General features: G+C 51.9%; 22 protein-coding genes. 14 read left to right on the top strand and 8 right to left on the bottom strand.

Features of this window, described 5'->3' with window-relative positions; genetic code table 11:
• Nucleotides 1-50: 50 nt before the first annotated feature.
• Entirely contained in the window at nucleotides 51-1,241 is a 1,191-nt protein-coding gene (gene sat, locus ACJJIC_RS08065) for a sulfate adenylyltransferase (protein ID WP_444884039.1), read from the bottom strand.
• Between the two features lie 605 nt (nucleotides 1,242-1,846).
• Here sat and ACJJIC_RS08060 point away from each other — a divergent pair.
• Together ACJJIC_RS08060 and ACJJIC_RS08055 are read left to right on the top strand one after the other, a co-directional pair.
• A complete protein-coding gene (locus tag ACJJIC_RS08060) occupies nucleotides 1,847-2,989 on the top strand; it encodes a S1C family serine protease (RefSeq protein ID WP_444886959.1) in 1,143 nt (380 codons plus the stop codon).
• Nucleotides 2,990-3,015: 26 nt separating this feature from the next.
• Nucleotides 3,016-3,450 carry a nuclear transport factor 2 family protein gene (locus ACJJIC_RS08055; protein ID WP_445356739.1) on the top strand — a complete coding sequence of 145 codons (435 nt, stop codon included), beginning with the start codon at nucleotides 3,016-3,018 and terminating at the stop codon, nucleotides 3,448-3,450.
• A 24-nt stretch (nucleotides 3,451-3,474) separates the two neighbouring features.
• Here the strand turns inward: ACJJIC_RS08055 and ACJJIC_RS08050 are convergent, their stop codons facing one another.
• From ACJJIC_RS08050 to ACJJIC_RS08025, 6 genes are all read right to left on the bottom strand, one after another.
• The gene (locus ACJJIC_RS08050; protein ID WP_445356738.1) at nucleotides 3,475-4,638 is read right to left on the bottom strand and encodes a hypothetical protein; all 1,164 of its coding nucleotides are present in this window, start codon (nucleotides 4,636-4,638) and stop codon (nucleotides 3,475-3,477) included.
• A gap of 42 nt (nucleotides 4,639-4,680) precedes the next feature.
• Nucleotides 4,681-5,988: a histidinol dehydrogenase gene (hisD, locus tag ACJJIC_RS08045; RefSeq protein WP_445356737.1), complete on the bottom strand. Its 1,308-nt coding sequence runs from the start codon at nucleotides 5,986-5,988 to the stop codon at nucleotides 4,681-4,683.
• A 16-nt stretch (nucleotides 5,989-6,004) separates the two neighbouring features.
• Nucleotides 6,005-6,640, bottom strand: coding sequence for an ATP phosphoribosyltransferase (hisG, locus tag ACJJIC_RS08040; protein WP_444937570.1), 636 nt, complete (start codon nucleotides 6,638-6,640; stop codon nucleotides 6,005-6,007).
• A gap of 59 nt (nucleotides 6,641-6,699) precedes the next feature.
• A complete protein-coding gene (gene murA, locus ACJJIC_RS08035) occupies nucleotides 6,700-7,962 on the bottom strand; it encodes a UDP-N-acetylglucosamine 1-carboxyvinyltransferase (protein ID WP_252082993.1) in 1,263 nt (420 codons plus the stop codon).
• A 42-nt stretch (nucleotides 7,963-8,004) separates the two neighbouring features.
• Entirely contained in the window at nucleotides 8,005-8,238 is a 234-nt protein-coding gene (locus ACJJIC_RS08030) for a BolA family protein (protein WP_444884033.1), read from the bottom strand.
• An 87-nt stretch (nucleotides 8,239-8,325) separates the two neighbouring features.
• Entirely contained in the window at nucleotides 8,326-8,979 is a 654-nt protein-coding gene (locus ACJJIC_RS08025) for an MlaC/ttg2D family ABC transporter substrate-binding protein (RefSeq protein WP_252082995.1), read from the bottom strand.
• A 413-nt stretch (nucleotides 8,980-9,392) separates the two neighbouring features.
• On the opposite strand from ACJJIC_RS08025, the gene ACJJIC_RS08020 reads away from it, so the two are divergent.
• The 12 genes from ACJJIC_RS08020 (at nucleotide 9,393) to yjgA (ending at nucleotide 18,788) form a co-directional block, all read left to right on the top strand.
• A complete protein-coding gene (locus ACJJIC_RS08020) occupies nucleotides 9,393-10,364 on the top strand; it encodes a KpsF/GutQ family sugar-phosphate isomerase (RefSeq protein ID WP_444902958.1) in 972 nt (323 codons plus the stop codon).
• Nucleotides 10,365-10,427: 63 nt separating this feature from the next.
• Entirely contained in the window at nucleotides 10,428-10,967 is a 540-nt protein-coding gene (locus ACJJIC_RS08015) for a KdsC family phosphatase (protein WP_445356736.1), read from the top strand.
• A complete protein-coding gene (gene lptC / locus ACJJIC_RS08010) occupies nucleotides 10,967-11,533 on the top strand; it encodes an LPS export ABC transporter periplasmic protein LptC (RefSeq protein ID WP_445356735.1) in 567 nt (188 codons plus the stop codon). Before ACJJIC_RS08015 ends, lptC begins: the two co-directional genes overlap by 1 nt.
• The gene (gene lptA / locus ACJJIC_RS08005; RefSeq protein ID WP_445356734.1) at nucleotides 11,520-12,068 is read left to right on the top strand and encodes a lipopolysaccharide transport periplasmic protein LptA; all 549 of its coding nucleotides are present in this window, start codon (nucleotides 11,520-11,522) and stop codon (nucleotides 12,066-12,068) included. Before lptC ends, lptA begins: the two co-directional genes overlap by 14 nt.
• Before the next feature lie 92 nt (nucleotides 12,069-12,160).
• Nucleotides 12,161-12,886: an LPS export ABC transporter ATP-binding protein gene (lptB, locus tag ACJJIC_RS08000; RefSeq protein ID WP_445356733.1), complete on the top strand. Its 726-nt coding sequence runs from the start codon at nucleotides 12,161-12,163 to the stop codon at nucleotides 12,884-12,886.
• Nucleotides 12,887-13,079: 193 nt separating this feature from the next.
• Nucleotides 13,080-14,525: an RNA polymerase factor sigma-54 gene (locus ACJJIC_RS07995; RefSeq protein ID WP_444910299.1), complete on the top strand. Its 1,446-nt coding sequence runs from the start codon at nucleotides 13,080-13,082 to the stop codon at nucleotides 14,523-14,525.
• A gap of 181 nt (nucleotides 14,526-14,706) precedes the next feature.
• Nucleotides 14,707-14,997: a ribosome hibernation-promoting factor, HPF/YfiA family gene (gene hpf, locus ACJJIC_RS07990; RefSeq protein WP_252083002.1), complete on the top strand. Its 291-nt coding sequence runs from the start codon at nucleotides 14,707-14,709 to the stop codon at nucleotides 14,995-14,997.
• A gap of 3 nt (nucleotides 14,998-15,000) precedes the next feature.
• Entirely contained in the window at nucleotides 15,001-15,462 is a 462-nt protein-coding gene (gene ptsN, locus ACJJIC_RS07985) for a PTS IIA-like nitrogen regulatory protein PtsN (RefSeq protein ID WP_444884027.1), read from the top strand.
• Between the two features lie 127 nt (nucleotides 15,463-15,589).
• Nucleotides 15,590-16,450, top strand: a complete 861-nt coding sequence (gene rapZ / locus ACJJIC_RS07980) for an RNase adapter RapZ (protein WP_444886971.1) — start codon at nucleotides 15,590-15,592, stop codon at nucleotides 16,448-16,450.
• A gap of 20 nt (nucleotides 16,451-16,470) precedes the next feature.
• The gene (locus tag ACJJIC_RS07975) at nucleotides 16,471-16,740 is read left to right on the top strand and encodes an HPr family phosphocarrier protein (protein ID WP_445356732.1); all 270 of its coding nucleotides are present in this window, start codon (nucleotides 16,471-16,473) and stop codon (nucleotides 16,738-16,740) included.
• Between the two features lie 106 nt (nucleotides 16,741-16,846).
• Entirely contained in the window at nucleotides 16,847-18,214 is a 1,368-nt protein-coding gene (gene mgtE, locus ACJJIC_RS07970; RefSeq protein WP_435583621.1) for a magnesium transporter, read from the top strand.
• A 64-nt stretch (nucleotides 18,215-18,278) separates the two neighbouring features.
• Nucleotides 18,279-18,788, top strand: coding sequence for a ribosome biogenesis factor YjgA (gene yjgA, locus ACJJIC_RS07965; protein ID WP_252083006.1), 510 nt, complete (start codon nucleotides 18,279-18,281; stop codon nucleotides 18,786-18,788).
• A 150-nt stretch (nucleotides 18,789-18,938) separates the two neighbouring features.
• Here the strand turns inward: yjgA and msrB are convergent, their stop codons facing one another.
• The gene (msrB, locus tag ACJJIC_RS07960) at nucleotides 18,939-19,472 is read right to left on the bottom strand and encodes a peptide-methionine (R)-S-oxide reductase MsrB (RefSeq protein WP_445356731.1); all 534 of its coding nucleotides are present in this window, start codon (nucleotides 19,470-19,472) and stop codon (nucleotides 18,939-18,941) included.
• Nucleotides 19,473-19,557 lie beyond the last annotated feature (85 nt).

The following is a 19,557-nucleotide window of genomic DNA, read 5'->3' as shown; positions in this document are numbered from 1 at the left end:
GTAAAATCGAAAAAGGCGGGATATCCCGCCTTTTTCATTAAGTTGTAAACTTACAGACTCTGATAATAATCCATCAGAATCTGCGCCACTTCCGGGCGGGAGAACTCCGGAGGCGGCGCAATGCCATCCCCCAGCATTTCACGTACCTTGGTTCCAGACAGCAGAATAAAGTCTTCCTTAGTGTGATCTGGTACATCACGCATCATCACAACTTTATTGAGCTTCTTTGAGTAGGCCGTGTGATCGGCTCGGAAGATTTCGATTTCCAAAGCACCCTCAGGTACCTTCTCATCGAAAATAGTCTGCGCATCGAAGGCACCGTAGTAATCTCCAACACCAGCGTGATCTCGACCTACAATCAGGTGGCTACAACCACAGTTCTGGCGGAACAACGCGTGCAGCACAGCTTCGCGAGGACCAGCATAGAGCATGTCAAAACCGTAACCGGTCACCATTACGGTATTAGCAGGGAAGTAAAGCTCGACCATCTTGCGAATCGAGGCATCGCGTACCGGCGCAGGGATATCACCGGGCTTCAACTGCCCCAGTAACATATGAATCAGGACACCATCCGCTTCTACCGCTTCGAGAGCCATCTTACACAGCTCTTCATGGGCGCGATGCATAGGATTGCGGGTTTGGAAGGCCACCACTTTGCTCCAACCACGCTCGGCAAATTCATTGCGAATTTCTACCGCTGTGCGGAAGGTATCCGGGAAGTCGTTGATAAAATAACTAAAGTTCAGTACTTCGATAGGGCCAGAAATTAACTGACGACCAGCGGATTTAAAGGTGGCAACACCGGGATGCTTATCATCCAGGGTGCCAAAGACCTGCTCGGCCATCGCATCCATCTGCTCATCGGATACGGTTTCAATCGATTCCACATCCATGATCGCCAGCACCGGGTTACCCTCAACATTCGGGTCCCGCAAGGCGATTCGAGATGCCCCCTCAATAGCACTGGTGTCTTCAACAACATTCAACACCGGCACAGGCCAAAAGAGGCCGTCGACTGTGCGCAAGGTGGCAGCAACACTCAGCGCATCGGCCAAGTTCATATAACCGTGTAAGGGGTTGAAATAGCCCGCTCCCAGCATGACTGCGTTGGCGGCAGCGGCAGAGCTAACCACAATAGAGGGCAACGACTCCGCCTCATGCATCAGCTGGTGATGCCGCTCGCTGTCATAAACAAAGCGAGGCTGCAGCTCAACACTGCCGTGGGGACGAACTAAGGACATTTTGGTCTCCAAATACAAAATTTGCCGGTTAGTCAATTATCGGCTGGCCATTATACGCATCTATAAAGGCTGACCAATGTCAAACCTATACAGAGTGGGGGAGTATAGCTCCCCCTATAGCCCACCAAACAACAATACTGCTCTAAGAAATTGATGCTCTACCAAAACACAATTTTTAAAAGATGGTACATATATTCGAAGTAAAGGCTGGGGGTAATCTAGCCAGGAAATAAACACTGGGAAAATATCCCCGAATATCTGTTTGGGGCTGTCAACATCAATAGGGCATAGATATAAGAACTGGGACGAGAAAGGTCAGCTTACCCCCCCCGATCAAGCTCAATAAGCCTTCTGGGGACCACAAGGTAACTATAAACACTGGCAAGCATATGAATGGACTGCCTTGAAGGCTTCTAAACAGAAGTCATTGATGCTGATCTTTTGAATACCCCCACTAACGCACCCTCAATAGTCACTAGGGGGATAGAAAACTCCTCGCAGAACCCCTAACTCACCTTGAACTAACCACTGAAACAGCAGCAAGGCTGTACTCGGCGAATCCCCAGCGAGAGGTGTGTATAATCAGCGCAAATGAGGAGTCTCGAGTGTCCCAAAATCGCTTTTTACAGGATTGGGCCCTGCCTGCCCTGATAGGTTTGGCTATGGCCGCACTATTATTGGTCATATTTCCGCAGTTACGCGGCACAAACCCCACACCTCCCCAGGAGGATTGGCAGGGGCCGGTTTCCTATGCCCAGGCAGTCAATATGGCCGGTCCCGCTGTAGTTAACATTTATACCCGCATGGCACTACCACAGCGGCAACACCCATTATTTAATGACCCCCTTTTTCGCCGTTTGTTCGACAATATGAATGTCCCACAGAGGGAACGCATGCAGTCGAACCTCGGTTCTGGGGTTATTGTCAGTGACAACGGCTATATTCTCACCAACCACCATGTGGTCGACCAGGCAGACGCTATTGTCATTCTGCTCGCCGATGGCCGCGAGGCACAGGCTCGCATGGTCGGTAGCGATGCCGACTTTGACTTGGCCGTTTTGAAAATCGAACTCGACAACCTAACTTCTATCTCAGTTGGTGAGCCCGAATCCGCTCAAGTAGGCGATGTAGTTCTGGCTATTGGCAACCCTTTTGGGGTTGGCCAGACGGTCACCCAAGGCATCATTAGCGCCAAGGGACGCCACTTGGAAAACTCCGGCACCGGAAGCCACCTACAGAATTTCTTGCAAACTGACGCTGCCGTGAACCCGGGTAACTCCGGCGGCGCATTGGTGGACTCCCGCGGGCGCCTGCTCGGTATTAACACTTCTATTCTCAACCAGTCCGGCTACTCCGGCGGGATCAGCTTCGCCATTCCCGCCAATATCGCTTTTAAAGTAATGCAGGACATTATTGCTTACGGCCGCGTTGTACCCGGCTGGCTAGGCATCGAAGCCAGCGCAATCAGCCCACAGATGGCTAAGGAATTCAATCTCCTCTCCACCGGTGGCGTCATGATTACTGCCATCTACAATGAGAGCCCAGCTCATAACGCCGGACTCAAACCTGGAGATGTGATCACCCATATCGATGGACTCCCCATTGGCGACGGAAAGCAAGGTGAGGCCACCATGGCAACCCTGCGTCCTGGAGACACCATCTCCATTACCTTTACTCGAGAGGGGCAGTCTCATACCGTGGAAGCTACCGTGTCAGTCAAGCCTGACACAACAACCCCTGTGGAATAGCCTGCCGGGGAACAGGGAGACAACCTATGCGCACAATCATCCTTACCATCCTCGCGACTCTTGTTGCCGGGCAATGCTGGGCCGATGACAAAGAGGAACTCCAAAAACTACTACATTATTTTATCGATAATGCTGCCAGCAGTGCCGAGGCCCATCAGCGCTTTTGGGCTGATGACCTTGTCTATACCAGCTCCGCGGGAAAGCGATTTGGCAAAGCCAAAATCATGCAGGGCATGGAGACAACTGGCGATGAGCCCATAACAGTGAACTACGCCGCAGAGGATATCGATATTCGCCTACTTGGAGATACGGCAGTAGTAGCTTTCAAATTAGTCGCCAACGATAGTGTCAAAGGAAAGAAAAACTATTATTTTAATACAGGCACTTTTGTGAAACGCCAGGGAGACTGGTTTGTAATCGCCTGGCAGGCAACCCAAATTCCCAGAGAAGGAAGCCAGTAGAAATAGGATATTGCGTGGGCCAGGCTAGTCCCCGGCCCGCCTTCCCCGCCAATTCTCGCGAACATTAGCCATAAATCGGGATTCACTGGGTACATTCGCCTGGGTAATTAGCCCCCTTGCAAAAGTCTCTACCTCTTCCCTGCTTCTCCCCTCTCCGGAAAAAGAAGCTCGCACCTTAATAAATTTATCCTTGCGTACAAATAAATAGGTATGGGTATCAAAGCGCTCCCCATCTGCGGCGAGGAAATAACCGGAAAGCCTGGTCACGGGCATGTCCTGCCCCTGTACACGCCATATTTCTGAAGCCTCCTCGCTGAGATCCAACACCTGCCACTGAGCCTCCCTCTCCACCAGCTCAAGTTCCTCGCGAACCCTATCCAGCTCCTCAACCTGCGCCTGCTTCAGATCTCCCCACTCCCAATTGGGGATTGGGTAGACAAAAACATCTACAGAGTCGAACTGAAACTGACGGTGCACGTAGCGCGTTTGAGCCCCAAATAACGGGTGGCTAGCAAGCACAAGGGGGTTGCTCACATACTCACCGACAGACTCCGGCAAATTCAGAGCCGAGTGGTAGTCACTCGCTCCAATGGATTGATAGAGATACTCCGGAGCCATAACCCTATCTTCCTGCAGTAAAGCTATCAGCTCCCCTGCTACCACTTTGGCTAAATCTCGCTTTGCGGCAAGCGGAGAAGTAAACAGGCTTATTGTTGTTGTGAACGGAAACTCTAATTGATAACGCTTCAAGGGTAGGCCGTGCCAAGTCAGGATTGCATCGATATGGATATCCTGCGTGGTACGCATAGGAGCCAACATCAAAGTGGCACCTGCTATAACCGCCTCGCCGATATCCTCTATCCCCTCCTCAGAATAACCGGCAGAAGTTACCAGTAATTGGTAAGGAATATCGTCGTTACCAGAGTGCACAGAACTAAAGGCTGTGGAGGCTTCCAGCTGCCCCAATAGTTCCGTGTAGTCCACTACACCATACTGACAATATTTGAGCAGAGAACTTTCGGAATAGTCGTTACAGCGCCGTTCAAAATCCTCACCAGGCATCTTGGCGAATAGGGATAGGGCGGGAAGGCTCTGCTCAAACCCTGAATATTTTTCAACGCTATATTCATCAGTCGTCGCACAACCAACCAGGCTAAGGGCGGCTAAACACAGAAGTAATTTACGCATGATGTGCCTTACTGGTGCCAGTTACCGCGATAAGGTATTCGTTTATTTCTTGATCCGAAAGGCGGCAGAGCGAGCATGGGCTTCCAACCCTTCACCACAAGCGAGGGTGGCAGCTACACGACCAAGCTGATCGGCACCTTGTGGGGAACAATAAATAATCGAACTGCGTTTCTGAAAATCGTAAACACCCAGGGGGGAGGAGAATCTCGCGGTACCACTGGTAGGCAGCACATGGTTGGGGCCCGCGCAATAGTCCCCCAGAGCTTCTGCAGTATAGCGGCCCAAGAAAATAGCACCGGCATGACGAATTTGCGGCAACAAAGGTTCAGGATCAGCCACAGAAACTTCCAGATGTTCGGGAGCAATACGATTAGAGATTTTTATTGCCTGCTCAAGAGAGCCCACCAGAATCAGAGCACCGCGATCCATTAGTGACTTGGCTGCTATTGTTGCGCGAGGCAACTCCGCCAGCTGCCGCTCAAGGGATGACTCCACCGCATCGAGAAATTCTGCGTCAGGGCATAGCAGAATCGCCTGCGCCTGCTCATCGTGTTCGGCCTGGGACAGCAGATCCATCGCGATCCAATCTGGATCGGTGGCCCCATCGCAAATAACAAGTATTTCCGAGGGCCCGGCGATCATGTCTATTGCCACATGGCCAAAGACCGCGCGCTTGGCACTAGCCACAAAGATATTACCGGGGCCAACGATCTTATCTACCGAGGCAATCGTTTCGGTGCCATAAGCCAGTGCGGCCACCGCCTGTGCACCACCAATAGTGAACACTTGATCCACTTCGGCAATCGCTGCCGCGGCCAGAACCAAATCACTGATCTCGCCCTCGGGAGCCGGAACCACCATAACCACTGAATCCACGCCAGCAACCTTAGCCGGAATAGCATTCATTAATACCGAGGAAGGGTAACTGGCTTTACCCCCAGGTACATAAATGCCAACACGCTCCATTGGAGTAATCTGCTGGCCCAGTACTGTGCCGTCTGCCTCGGTATAGCGCCAGGAGCCCTGCTTTTGGTATTCATGGTATTCACGTACGCGCCGGGCGGAGACTTCAAGGGCCTCACGCTCCTCGACTCCAATACGGGCAAGAGCCTCAGTCAGCGCTTGTGAAGTTAAACAAAAGTCTTCTGCTCCAGTAAGATTACGGCGATCAAAACGGTTGGTATATTCAATAACCGCAGCATCCCCTCGACTGCGCACCTGCTGCAGAATTTCTGCAACTGTCTCCTCGACCTGTTTATTGGCCACCGCCTCCCAAGCGAGCAACTGCTTTAATTGCCCATCAAAATCTGTGTCAGCGGCACTTAGCCGACCAATAAACTTGCGAGTCATAACGTCTAAAAATCTTCTAGTTCTGCGCGACAGCTGTCGACAACTTTTCAATCAGCTCACTGATTGGCTGATACTTCATCTTCATGGCGGCCTTATTGACAATCAAGCGGCTACTGATATGCGCAATCATTTCACGAGCTTCAAGGCCATTGGCTTTTAAGGTATTGCCACTATCGACTATATCTACAATTTCATCGGCAAGATCCATCAATGGAGCCAACTCCATTGCGCCATACAGCTTGATAATGTCCGCCTGCCGCCCTTGAGCGGCGTAATGTCGCTTGGCGCTCTCAACAAATTTTGTTGCCACTTTTATCCGCCCCGTCGGCAGAACCGCCCCCTTCACCCCTGCGGTCATCAGACGACAGCGCGCAATACCGAGATCAAGAGGTTCATAAATACCATCGGCATGATGTTCCAGCAGAGTATCTTTACCAGCAACCCCCATATCCGCAGCGCCATGCTGCACATACGTGGGGACATCAACACCACGCAAGAGAAGCAGGCGCACTCCCTCGCAGTTGGTGGGGAAAATCAGCTTGCGGCTTTTCCCTAGGTCTTCAAGTGGTTCCAGACCCGCCGCTGCGAGTAGAGGTAAGGTTTCTTGCAGGATACGCCCCTTGGTCAAGGCGATCGTGATTTGCATAGTCATTATTAAGCCGGCTCTTTTTCGAGAGCCGCCCCGACCAAAGGGGCAGCTGTCTCAACTTGCTAACCAGGTACTCGGCGAATACTCGCCCCCAGTTGCTGTAATTTTTCCTCAATACATTCATAACCCCGGTCTATGTGGTAGATACGGTCGACTGTGGTAGTGCCTTCAGCAACCATACCTGCAATCACCAGACTTGCTGAAGCGCGTAGATCCGAGGCCATCACGGGTGCTCCTTTAAGCTTCTCGACACCTGTGACGAAAGCCGTATTACCCTCAAGGGTGATATCAGCACCCATACGATTCAACTCATGAACCTGGATCAGCCGATTCTCAAAAATAGTCTCCACCACGGCGCCTTTACCCTCAGCTACGGCATTCATAGCGGTAAACTGCGACTGCATATCGGTGGGGAAAGCTGGGTAAGGTGCGGTGCGGAAACTCACCGCCTTAGGGCGGTTGCCCTTCATATCCAGCTCAATCCAGTCATCACCACAGCTCAGGTGTGCGCCAGCCTCCTCAAACTTCACTAATACCGCATCGAGGATGTCCGCACGGGTATGCAGAAGCCGAACCTTGCCACGAGCTGCTGCCGCAGCGGCAAGAAAAGTGCCAGTCTCGATGCGATCCGGCATAACGGTAAAGGTGCAAGGGGTCAACTTGGGGACGCCGTGGATGCGCATAGTGTCAGTGCCAACACCCTCTATCTGTGCCCCCATGGCAATTAGGAATTCTGCCAGGTCGACGATCTCAGGTTCGCGCGCGGCATTGTGCAATACCGTGGTGCCCTCTGCCAAAACTGCCGCCATCAGCAGGTTTTCTGTACCACCGACAGTAACCTTCTCCATAACGATATTGGCGCCTTTAAGGCGGCCATTGGAGCGGGCCCGGATAAAACCACCGTCAATGGTTATTTCTGCACCCATCGCCTCCAGCCCTTTCAGATGGATATCCACCGGACGACTGCCGATCGCACAGCCGCCAGGGAAAGAGACATTGGCTACACCGTGGCGGGCCAGTAGTGGGCCCAAAACCAAAATAGAGGCGCGCATGGTTTTCACCAGCTCGTAGGGCGCCGTCAGATCGTTGACCGAACGGGGGTCTATTTCAACACCCAGCTTCTCATCAATTGTGACATCACACCCCATACAGCGCAGCAGAGTGATCATCGTGGTGATGTCATTAAGGTGTGGCAGGTTATGAATATGTACCGGACCATCGGCCAAAAGTGCTGCGGCCAAAATTGGCAGAGCGGAATTCTTCGCACCAGAAATTCGCAGGGTGCCGGAAACTGGGCTACCACCCTCTATTATTAACTTATCCATTCGGTCTCGTATTTCGGGAGTCGCCTGAATACAGGCGACAGGTTATCGACTGGCTTCTTCTGGAGTAAGGGTCTGCATTTGCACGGCGTGCAAAGTGCCGTCGGCAATTTTGTCATTTAGCGCCGCATAAACCAGCTGTTGCTTTTTCAAGCGGCTTAGGCCTTCAAAGGCGCTGCTCACCACAGTCACCATCAGGTGGCTACCTTCAAAGGCGACGTCGACATTACTCTCGGGGATATGACCCTCAATGAGGGTTTTGATTTCATCTGGTTGCATAGGTGGGATTTGCGTTAGTTAAAAAACATCACGCAAGTGTACTTGAATCATGGAGGGTGCGCAGCTGCGCACCCTGAAGTTCGCCGACTAGCTCACTTTATCGGCAACATCCTGTCCTGCGGACCAGTTGGAGATTACCTTGTCGATATCCCCATAAGACTGCATAGATTGAGAAAACTGACTGCGGAAAGTTTTACCCAAATTAACGCCATTTAAGATAACGTTAATCAGCTTCCACTCTCCCGCGCGGTTACGCACCAGAGTATAAGAAACTTTGGTAATACCCTCTTTGCTGCGCACTTCCTGCAAAACATTAACCCGGTTCCCACTGGGCAAAGTCCCCGGGTTGACCACTTTCACATCGAGGTCGCCAAAATTTGCTACACCGCGAGCAAATGTTGCCACCAGATCTCGACGAAAAGCACTGGAAAACCGGGAGCGCTGGGATGCAGTCGCCTGTTTGGCATAGCGCCCCATAACACCGCGCGCGATAAAATCAAAATCCACAACCGGCGTCAGGACCCCCTCAATAGCGCTGTAATATCTCTGCGGATCAGAGTTGGCATATTGAGCATTTGAGCGAATCACACTCAACAGTTTTTGGGAAACCCCTTCAATCATTACATAGGGGTTTTGATCGGCATTCGCAGCGGGGACCACAGCAGATACCAATACTGCGCAAAGTACAAATCTTAGCCACCGGGAAAAACCGTACCGACCAATCCAAAATGATGTATTCACAAATACTCTCCAATTAGCAAATCATTCCTTGGACGCACACAGCGTAAATAAGTGCCATGACGAAGCTGCTGGCAATCAGTCCCAGTAAATGGGAATTTGTCGTTCATCCGCTGAGTGACATAGCTGACAGCAGCGGCGGCAGACTATACCATGACCGCGCCCGGTGGTGTGGCAGTGTACGAGCGTGTCATTTGACACTCCGGCAGGCGACCGGTTTTCCTACATGCCTGTTGGGTGTTCGTATTTAGATTAGCACGACAATCGCAGGGACAACTGCGTCAAACATAGTTGATAAAGTCTGCTCCTAACGCTCAAAGAGCTCACCATAAAACCGGACGAAGATAAGTCATCACTTTTTTACCTTATAAAATTAGAAACTATTAAATTAGAAGTCAGTAATTCAGAGGCACCCAATGACCCAGGATTTGATATTGCAGGCCGGGCAGCGCACCGTGCGAATGGAAACGGAAGCTGTTGCCGCACTGGAACACCGGATCAACGGCGACTTCCAGCGCGCCTGCGAGATGATCCTACAGTGCCCCGGACGTACCATCGTAACTGGCATGGGTAAATCAGGGCATATCGGACGCAAAATAGCGGCCACCCTTGCCAGTACTGGCACCCCAAGTTTTTTCGTTCATCCAGGGGAAGCGAGCCATGGCGACCTGGGAATGATCACTCGAGACGACTTGGTGATTGCCATCTCCAATTCAGGCTCTTCCGCTGAAGTACTCACCCTACTGCCACTGTTGAAGCGCCTGAGCATCCCCATGGTCAGCATGACTGGCAAGACAGATTCTCCCTTGGCGCAGGCGGCAGAGGTAAACCTGGATATTTCAGTGCAAACTGAAGCATGCCCCTTAAATCTGGCACCAACCTCATCAACCACTGTCACCTTGGTTATGGGTGATGCTCTGGCCGTGGCCCTACTGGAGGCGAGAGGCTTTACGGCTGAAGACTTCGCTTTCTCTCATCCTGGTGGAGCACTTGGCCGACGCCTGCTACTGAAAGTCGAAGATGTTATGCACGCAGGGGAAGAACTACCTCAGGTCCAACCCGATACTTTGCTATCTAAGGCCCTACTGGAAATGACCAGTAAAGGGTTTGGTATGACCACTATCGTCGACGTAAAAGGAGAACTGCTTGGCGTGTTCACCGACGGGGACTTGCGCCGCGTAATCGATCACAAAATTGAATTAGATAAAGCCACTATGGAACAGGTGATGAGTCGCCGCCCCAAAACGGTATCCGCCGAGACCCTGGCTGCAGAGGCACTACGCATTATGGAAGATTACAAGATCACCGCGCTGGTTGTGGAGGATGAAGCCCACCACCCGATCGGTGTATTACATATGCACGATATACTGCGCGCCGGCGTAATCTGAGATAATCAAACAATTTGCAGGGCCCATTAGTGCTCTAAAAAACAGTAAACAAGGACAACTCTGGTGGTTTCGGAAGAAGAAATAAACGCAGTATTGCAGAAAGTACGCTGGTTGGTATTGGATGTAGATGGCGTCCTCACCGATGGCAAGCTCTATTTCGACAATAACGGCAATGAGCTGAAGACCTTCAATACACTCGATGGGCACGGCATTAAAATGCTGCAAAATTCCGGGGTTCGCGTAGCCATTATTACAGGGCGACGCAGCTCGGTAGTGGAGCGCCGCGCTCACGATCTTGGCATCACTAAACTGATCCAAGGGCGCGAGGACAAATTTATAGCACTGCAGGAGCTCTTAGCCGACGAGCCATGCCGCTTAGAAGATATCGCCTATATTGGCGACGACTATCCTGACCTTCTGGTTATGACCCGTGTCGGCTGCCCAATAGCCCCTCCCAATGCAGCCTCTCCAGTCAGAGAGCGCGCCCTGTGGATAACCCGAACCCGCGGTGGTGAAGGCGCTGTACGCGAAGCCTGTGACCGAATTATGCAGGCCCAGGGAACATTTGACTCTGCACTTGCCCCCTATATTGGTGAGCAATAATGCGTACCTGGCTACCGCTGCTATTAGTCGTGTCGCTAATCAGCGCTGGCCTATGGCTTTCGGAGAGCCCGCCAGATCAGCTACTGGGAATCCGCCCTACCCCCCAGCAGCATGACAAAGCGGCAGAACTGATCATCCGAAACGCCAAGACACGCCACTTTAATGAGGAAGGAAATCTAGCCTATCGCGTGGACGCAGATCAGATAACCTACTACCAGTTTAAGCGTCGTGACCGGGCAGACCTGACCGAACCTCGCATGGTTTTTTACCAAAATGACCAGCCTAAATGGCGTACCGAGTCCCGGGAAGGAGTGGCACACAATCGTGGTGAACGAATAGTCCTGAGTGGCGATGTAGAAATTGATGAACTACCCACCCCTGGTGGCATCAAATTGGAAACGTCCAGTATTACGATCCTGCCCGCGAAGGAATTCGCCGAGACAGACAAAGTTGTTACTATAAGCTCTGGCCCAAACCGCACCACCGGCAAAGGCATGCGCGCTTACTTGAATGAAGACCGGATGGAAATCCTATCCGATGTAAAGAGCATCTATGACACTGACTAATTACCGCCATCTGTTAAAAGTCACCACCATCGCAGCGCTCCTGCTCACAGCCTCATCGGCTTTTGCACTGCCTGAGGACCGCCAGCAGCGGATCAATATCAGTTCTGATGCAATGAATGCAGGTCTAAATAATAACCTAGTGGTATATAGCAATAATGTTGTTATAACTCAGGGGTCTTTAAAAATACAAGCGGACCGCGTTGAGGTTTACTTCACTCCAGAAAAGGAGATTAGCCGTGTAGTGGCCGTGGGTAAACCCGCACACTTCCAGCAAAAAATCCTCCAGGGTGAGAACCCCGTAAAAGCCCGAGCCCAACGCATTGTATACCGAGTGGGCTCTGAGGAGTTGCAACTAACCGGTAAAGCCCATGTTGACCGGGAAGGCAACACACTGACAGCGGAAAAAATTGACTACGACCTCACTACCGAACAGATGAGCGCCAAGGGCCAAACTGGGAAAGGGCGTGTAGAGATGACCTGGAAACCCGAGAAGAAAGAGAGTTCGCAAGACGTCAATGATAATCAAGACCAGTAAACCCTCTAATTAATACCTCATCATAAGTAACAAATATTATTGCACCGGCGGGCATCACTCAGCCCGCGGCATGGATAGATTCGGTACACACTATGCCAACGCTCAAAGCGTTACATCTCGCGAAACAGTATAAAAAAAGAAAAGTCGTCCAGGATGTCACTGTCAGTGTTTCCAGTGGACAGGTCGTCGGCCTCCTCGGCCCCAACGGTGCCGGCAAAACAACCTGCTTTTATATGATTGCCGGGCTGGTGCAGGCCGACGCTGGCAGGGTGATGATCGACGATGAGGATATAACCCGGCTATCCATGCACGGACGCGCACGCAAAGGTATCGGCTATCTCCCCCAAGAAGCCTCTGTATTTCGCCGCTTGACGGTAAAAGACAATATCTTAGCAATCCTTCAAACCCGCAAGGACCTCTCAAGAGACGAGCGGCAACAACAGGCCCAAGCACTACTTGAGGAATTTAATATAACCCATATCGCGCAAAGCCTGGGTATGGCCCTCTCTGGTGGAGAACGACGCCGAGTTGAGATTGCCCGCGCTCTGGCCACCAACCCCGGCTTCGTCCTGTTGGACGAGCCCTTTGCTGGAGTAGACCCCATATCGGTGAACGATATCAAGGAGATCATCCGCCACCTGCGTGATCGCGATATTGGCGTACTAATCACAGACCATAATGTTCGCGAAACGCTGGATATCTGTGAGACCTCTTACATTGTCAGTGAAGGTCATATCATCGCTGCAGGCACGCCGGATGAGGTTCTCGCCAACCAACAGGTGCGCGAAGTTTATTTGGGACACGAATTCACTATTTGAGGCTAACCACCAATTTCTGTCCTTAAATTCTTCACTTAAGACGGGAATAATCATAATTCTGGAAACATAGCACCAGCTATCATGCCAGGACCGGCACGCTTATTGCTTGTAATAGATTGAAGAGAGGGGTAGTCTGCGCCATCTTAGGACAATTTGATCGACACCCTGTCTTATCGGCCTGCGGCGCTCCACTATGAAGCAGTCTCTCCAGCTCAAGCTCGGCACACAGCTGACCATGACCCCCCAGTTGCAGCAAGCAATTCGCCTACTGCAACTCTCCACACTCGATCTGCAGCAAGAGGTCCAGGCAGCACTGGACAACAACCCGATGCTGGAAGCGGATAGCGAAGAGCAATCCGTAAAGGTGGATGAAAATCAACCACAGCCTGAGCAAACACCGGAAAACACAACAAAGCCGGTAGAAGAGCGCGAACTGGCCGAGGGGGACTGGGACCAGGCAATTCCTGATGAGCTGCCCGTCGACTCGCGCTGGGATGACATCTACACCAATAACAGCGGCAGCCACGAGTTAGATTCCTCCAGCTATGAGCGTAACTCCACCTCGATCGGCCTTCAGGATCATCTACGCTGGCAGCTGAACTTGACCCCCTTATCTGAGCAGGATAAGTGGATCGGTGAAAACTTAATTGATGGCATAGCCCCCAGCGGCCTCCTTGGCACTTCTGTGCAGGATGTCGCCACCTCTTTATCGATCGATGAAGATGAGGTGCTCGCGGTTCTGAAGGCTATTCAGCAGTTTGATCCCGCCGGCTGCGGGGCTCGGGATCTCAAAGAATGCCTGCAATTACAACTACAGCAGTTGCCCCCAAATACCCCTTGGCTAAGCCAAGCGCAAAACATTATTGAAAAACACTTGGACTTACTTGGCAAAAGGGATTTTCGCCAGTTGAGTCGACGCACACGACTCACTGAAGCCCAGCTAGGCGAGGCCATTCGCCTAATCCAGACCTTAAACCCCAGTCCGGGAGAGAGCTATGGTGGGCAAGAGCCAGACTATGTAATTCCAGATATTGTCGTTTCCCGCAAAACCCTTCGCTGGCATGTAGAATTGAATGCAGAGATCACCCCAAAGATCCGCATCAATGACCACTACGCCTCCCTGGTTAAGCGTGCCGACAACTCCAGAGATAACAATTTTTTGCGGGATCACCTGCAAGAAGCACGCTGGTTTATGAAAAGCCTGCAGAGTCGCCACGAGACTTTACTGAAAGTAGCCAACTGTATTGTCGAAAAGCAGCAAGGTTTTTTTGAGGAAGGCCCGGAAGCCATGCGACCTATGGTGCTGGCAGATGTTGCCGAATCTATTGGCATGCATGAATCGACCATATCCAGGGTGACCACCCAGAAATACATGCTCACGCCTCGCGGCGTGTTTGAGCTCAAGTATTTCTTTTCGAGCCACGTCAGCACAGACTCCGGTGAGGATGCCTCTTCAACCGCTATCCGCGCACTGATCCGCAAGCTGATTGACGCAGAGACCCCGCGCAAGCCGCTCTCAGATAACAAAATCACCCTAGAACTCGATAAACAGGGTATTAAAGTAGCCCGCCGCACTGTGGCGAAATACCGCGAGTCAATGGGAATTCCCTCCTCCAGCGAGCGAAAACGCTTGGTCTGAAGGGGCCGCTTGGGTTTCGACTCATGAGGTAGGCCAAGTCATAACCTGGCACCAATTACTACACCTTCGCAACCGAACTCCAAACTTTGAGTGTATCCTTCCATTCTGGGCCACTTCCTAGTAGGGTTGCGACCCGAAAGGAGGCTCGCCGTAATGTGATGCACCTGGTAAGGAGAAATCCATGCAGATCAATATTAGTGGTCACCACGTCGACGTTACCTCGCCAATGCGCAGCTACTGTGAGAACAAGCTGGAAAAGCTCTCAAGGCATTATGACAATATAACCAACGCGCAAGTCATCCTATCCATAGACAAGCTGATCCAGAAAGCCGAAGCCCGAGTACATATCAATGGTCACGATCTTTGCGCGGGTTCGGAAGACAAGGACATGTATGCGGCCATTGATTCGCTTACAGACAAACTGGACCGCCAACTGAAAAAACACAAAGAGAAGTTGCAGAACCACCGCTGAACTATGACACTGGAAGCTTTACTCTCTCCCCGCCTCAGCCTTTGCCATCTGGCGGGGAGCAGCAAAAAAAAATTGCTGCTCAATATCGCCCAGGCTGTAGCCGAACAATATCCACAGCATGACTCTGACACCATATTCAACCAACTGATTGCACGCGAGCGTCTAGGCTCCACAGGAATTGGCGAAGGTGTGGCTATCCCCCACTGCCGCCTTCCTGGATGTGAGCACCCTATTGGCGTGCTCTGCACTACAGAACCCGCCATAGATTTCGACGCTATCGACCGACAGCCTGTCGATCTGCTCTTTGTCTTGCTGGTCCCTGAAGATTCGGAACAACAACATCTCGATACACTGGCAGAAATCGCTGCGCTCTTCTCTAACACCCAGGTCCGGGACAAGTTGAGGCAGGCTGACACTAGCGACGCACTCTACGCCCTAGCTATAGATTCAGCCGCAGCGGCCTGATTCTAGCTTTGCGCTCATATCCTGGTAATCCGATTCCGGAGTCACGACTTATAAATTACCGCCAGGAATATAAACACCATTCAATTAACGATTAAATGGTATAAAGAGCTAAAAAGAGGGGGTCCCCATGCGCTTGATTATCATCAGCGGCCGCTCCGGCTCTGGTAAAAGCTCCGCACTTCAACTACTCGAAGATGCGGGCTTTAACTGCATCGACAATCTGCCGATTAGCCTGCTACCCGAACTCATCAAGCGGGCTGAGCAGCAAACGACTAAAGGGGACACCCCCCTTGCTCTGGGAATAGACGCTCGCAATCTCTGGCAGGATATCAAACAGGCCCCCCGAGTTATTGAAGCCCTGCGCAGTACCGGCGTAGAGTGTGATGTAATCTACCTGGACGCCCGCGAACCTGTACTGGTACAGCGCTTCAGCGAGACCCGCCGCAAACACCCCCTGAGCAATGATTGCACCCACTTACTCGAAGCCTTGAAACAAGAAAGAGAGCTGCTAACACCCGTCTCAGCCATGGCGGATATGGTGATAGATACCAGTAGCCTCGGTTTGCACGAGTTACGGGAGCTGATTAGAAGCCGCGTAGTGGGCGGACATTCGGAAGGGATGGCAATACTTTTCCAGTCTTTCGGCTTTAAATATGGAGTGCCAGTGGATGCCGACCTGATGTTCGACTTGCGCTGCTTACCAAATCCCTACTGGGAACCCAATCTTAGGAAAAAAACCGGACTGGACCATGAAGTAGCCGAATTTTTACGCTCCCACCCCAAAACTAACAAGATGGAAGCAGATATCACCGGTTTCCTAGAGAACTGGCTGCCCTCTTTCCAGGAGAGCAATCGCAGCTACACCTGCATCTCCATTGGCTGCACCGGAGGGAGACACCGCTCAGTTTATATGGTTGAACAACTGGCGCGCACTTTTCTCCACAAATTTGGCAATATTCAAGTCCGTCATCGCGAACAACAGAGATAGTCCATACAAATCCGCTACCTATGCAAAAACTGCGCCTCACCATCATTAACAAGCTCGGGCTGCACGCTCGCGCAGCCAGTAAGTTTGCCCAAACCTCTGCCCGCTTTTCCTCCAACATCAAAGTGCACTGTGGCGATAGATCGGTGGATGGCAAGAGCGTTATGGCGCTTATGTTACTTGCCGCCGGGCAGGGCACAGAGTTGGAGCTGGAGGTTGAGGGCCGTGATGAGAGTGACGCACTCGGAGCTATCAGCACTCTCGTCTCAGAGCGCTTTGGAGAAGCCGAGTAATTTGCAAAGGCGAGCGGCTCTGGATAGAGTCCGCCATGGCGTAATAACGCCGCGACTTTCTTATCGCCTCTACTCCCTAAACACCGCTGAGCAGTAAGGATTTATCGTGTCCAGCCCACCCCAAGCCGAAATCAAGTTCCGCGCGCAAAACCAGCTCAGCGAGTTGTTCGCCGCCCTCGATAGTGGCACCGGGCAGGAAGTCCGGCGCATGCTCAAAACCCTGACCCCGCAGAGTATTGCGCAGCTATTGGAAAGCTCCCCCCCGCGTATTCGCCAAGTTCTGTGGAACCTGATCGATCGGGATGTCGAAGGTGAGGTACTGCAAGAGCTCACCGATGAAGTGCGCAGTCAAATCCTCGATACCATGGATACCGAGGAGATGGTGGAGATTATGGAGGGGCTGGATGCGGACGATATCGCCGATATCCTTCAGCAGCTCCCCGAACGTGTTGTCTCTGAAGTCCTCTCAGCAATGAGCGAAACCGACCGCCTGAGGGTGGAAAGCGTACTCGCTTACGATGAGAATACCGCTGGCGGCTTAATGGACACCGATACTATCTCGGTGCGCCCCAACTTAAGCCTGGATGTGGTGCTGCGCTACCTGCGCCGCCATGAGCAACTGCCGGAATCCACCGATAGCTTATTTGTAGTCAACCGACGCGGCCAATATATCGGGCTGCTACCGCTTTCAAAGCTTCTCACCACAGACCCCTCTGTCACGGTACGCGAGGTCGTCAATACTGATGTGGAGCCAATTCCCGCCGATATGCGCGATACAGAGGTGGCCCGGCTGTTTGAAAAGTATGACTGGATCACCGCACCAGTAGTGGATGAACACAACCGCCTGCTGGGTCGAATTACAATCGACGATATCGTCGATGTTATTCGCGAAGACGCTGACCACTCACTGATGAGTATGGCGGGCCTCGATGAAGAAGAGGACACCTTTGCTCCGGTAAGGCGCACTGCGCGCAGGCGCGCCCTCTGGCTCGGTATTAATCTGCTCACAGCCCTTCTGGCCTCATGGGTAATCAGTCTGTTCCAGAATACGCTGGAAAAGGTCGTTGCCCTGGCGGTATTGATGCCGATTGTCGCAAGTATGGGGGGGGTGGCCGGCAGCCAGACACTCACCGTGGTGATCAGGGGTATGGCTCTGGGCCAGATTGGCAAAAGTAACCTCAGTTGGCTACTCTCGCGGGAACTCGGCTCTGCATGCCTTAATGCCCTGCTTTGGTCTCTGGTGATGGGGCTAATCGCTGCACTCTGGTTTGACGACATTACCATTGCGGTCATTATTGTTGCGGCCATGGTAATCAATTTGATTGTGGCAGCGATGGCAGGAGCAATCTTACCGGTTGTATTGCGGGCAATAAAAATCGATCCGGCATTAGCCGGTAGTGTCGCACTGACAACCGTCACCGATGTGGTGGGGTTCATGTCCTTCCTTGGCCTCGCCACCTGGTATTTTGGCTGAAAGGCAATACACTCCCCGCTCAAACAGAGCCGGTACGATCCGGAACTTTTATACGGAACTGAAGATGTACGAATACGATGATGAAGACCTGCCCAAGAGCAAGACGCAGGTAAAACAGGAGATGCACGAGCTGCAGGCCCTGGGGAAGCAATTAACCGAACTATCTAAAGCCCAGCTCGCCGAGGTGCCCATTGATGAGGATATGCGCGAGGCAATAGACACCTTGGGGCGAATCAAGTCCAACGAGGCTCGCCGTCGCCAAATGCAGTATATTGGCAAGCTGATGCGCAGTGCAGATCACGAAGCGATAGAAGCCGTGCTGAATAAGTTTAAAGAGCGAGACCAGCAGCACCTGCGCTTCGATAAAATGGCCGAAGACTGGCGCAGACGCCTACTCGAAGAAGGTAATAGTGCCCAGGGTACCTTTTTTGACCAGTACCCCCAGATAGACCACCAGCATTTACGGCAGTTGGTACGCGACTCCCTGCGCGAGATCAAAAACAGCAAACCACCCAGCAATCAGCGCAAGCTGTTCCGCTACCTGCGTGATTTCTTTATTCAGGCATCACAGTAGTTCTCATTCACCCACCGCATGTCACACGGGCGGCCCTGCTCCGCCCATAAACTCAATTGACTTATACCAAAGCCAAATTGCATCAATTAAAACTACAAAAGAGTCTCGCTCAAACCAAAAATCAGACAAAGATAGTATGAGATCTAGCGATTATTGTTTGACATCCCCGGCCGGCTCAAAATCTAAGGCCAGCGAGTTCAAGCAATACCGCAGGTTTGTCGGTGGTGGACCATCCTTAAACACATGCCCCAGGTGCTCTCCGCATTTGGACAATACCTCTGTGCGCCTGAGCCCCCAGCTGAAATCATCCTTTAATACGATATTCTGCGGATAGGCCACATCCCAAAAGCTGGGCCAACCAGTACCCGATTTAAACTTGTGCTTTGAACTAAAAACCGGCAGACGGCAGCCTGCGGTGACATAAACACCTTCTTTTTCGTTGTATAACAATTTGCCACTAAAAGCCCGCTCCGTATCTCCCTGCCAGAGAACCTTGTAACGGTCCTCGGGGAGTAGCTGCTTCCATACCGACTTGGGAATCTGCTCTAGCCCTCGGCCTTCGGCTATACGTGATTTGGCTTCCGCCACTGTCATATTCTGGATTCTTTGGTCATCAGCCTCAGAGCAGGCCGATAGAACCAGGGCAAACACCAACAGGGGCCATAAGGCCGGGGACCTCACCATCTTGCAAACTCCTGTCCTCACTCAGTTATACCTACCTAATAGGATAGAGAACTAGATGCACAAGCAGTTGAGCTCTTTCTGGAAG

It is taken from the genome of Microbulbifer mixtoriginis (SeqCode) (assembly GCF_052468275.1).
This window is presented reverse-complemented; position numbering and strand designations above follow the sequence as displayed.

Coding starts and splice junctions, on each gene's coding strand:
- rapZ (WP_444886971.1), top strand. CDS start 15,590: ATGCGCTTGATTATCATCAGCGGCCGCTCCGGCTCTGGTAAAAGCTCC.
- ACJJIC_RS07995 (WP_444910299.1), top strand. CDS start 13,080: ATGAAGCAGTCTCTCCAGCTCAAGCTCGGCACACAGCTGACCATGACC.
- ACJJIC_RS08050 (WP_445356738.1), bottom strand. CDS start 4,638: ATGCGTAAATTACTTCTGTGTTTAGCCGCCCTTAGCCTGGTTGGTTGT.
- murA (WP_252082993.1), bottom strand. CDS start 7,962: ATGGATAAGTTAATAATAGAGGGTGGTAGCCCAGTTTCCGGCACCCTG.
- hisG (WP_444937570.1), bottom strand. CDS start 6,640: ATGACTATGCAAATCACGATCGCCTTGACCAAGGGGCGTATCCTGCAA.
- lptA (WP_445356734.1), top strand. CDS start 11,520: ATGACACTGACTAATTACCGCCATCTGTTAAAAGTCACCACCATCGCA.
- hpf (WP_252083002.1), top strand. CDS start 14,707: ATGCAGATCAATATTAGTGGTCACCACGTCGACGTTACCTCGCCAATG.
- lptC (WP_445356735.1), top strand. CDS start 10,967: ATGCGTACCTGGCTACCGCTGCTATTAGTCGTGTCGCTAATCAGCGCT.
- ACJJIC_RS07975 (WP_445356732.1), top strand. CDS start 16,471: ATGCAAAAACTGCGCCTCACCATCATTAACAAGCTCGGGCTGCACGCT.
- msrB (WP_445356731.1), bottom strand. CDS start 19,472: ATGGTGAGGTCCCCGGCCTTATGGCCCCTGTTGGTGTTTGCCCTGGTT.
- yjgA (WP_252083006.1), top strand. CDS start 18,279: ATGTACGAATACGATGATGAAGACCTGCCCAAGAGCAAGACGCAGGTA.
- ptsN (WP_444884027.1), top strand. CDS start 15,001: ATGACACTGGAAGCTTTACTCTCTCCCCGCCTCAGCCTTTGCCATCTG.
- ACJJIC_RS08055 (WP_445356739.1), top strand. CDS start 3,016: ATGCGCACAATCATCCTTACCATCCTCGCGACTCTTGTTGCCGGGCAA.
- ACJJIC_RS08030 (WP_444884033.1), bottom strand. CDS start 8,238: ATGCAACCAGATGAAATCAAAACCCTCATTGAGGGTCATATCCCCGAG.
- ACJJIC_RS08020 (WP_444902958.1), top strand. CDS start 9,393: ATGACCCAGGATTTGATATTGCAGGCCGGGCAGCGCACCGTGCGAATG.
- lptB (WP_445356733.1), top strand. CDS start 12,161: ATGCCAACGCTCAAAGCGTTACATCTCGCGAAACAGTATAAAAAAAGA.
- hisD (WP_445356737.1), bottom strand. CDS start 5,988: ATGACTCGCAAGTTTATTGGTCGGCTAAGTGCCGCTGACACAGATTTT.
- sat (WP_444884039.1), bottom strand. CDS start 1,241: ATGTCCTTAGTTCGTCCCCACGGCAGTGTTGAGCTGCAGCCTCGCTTT.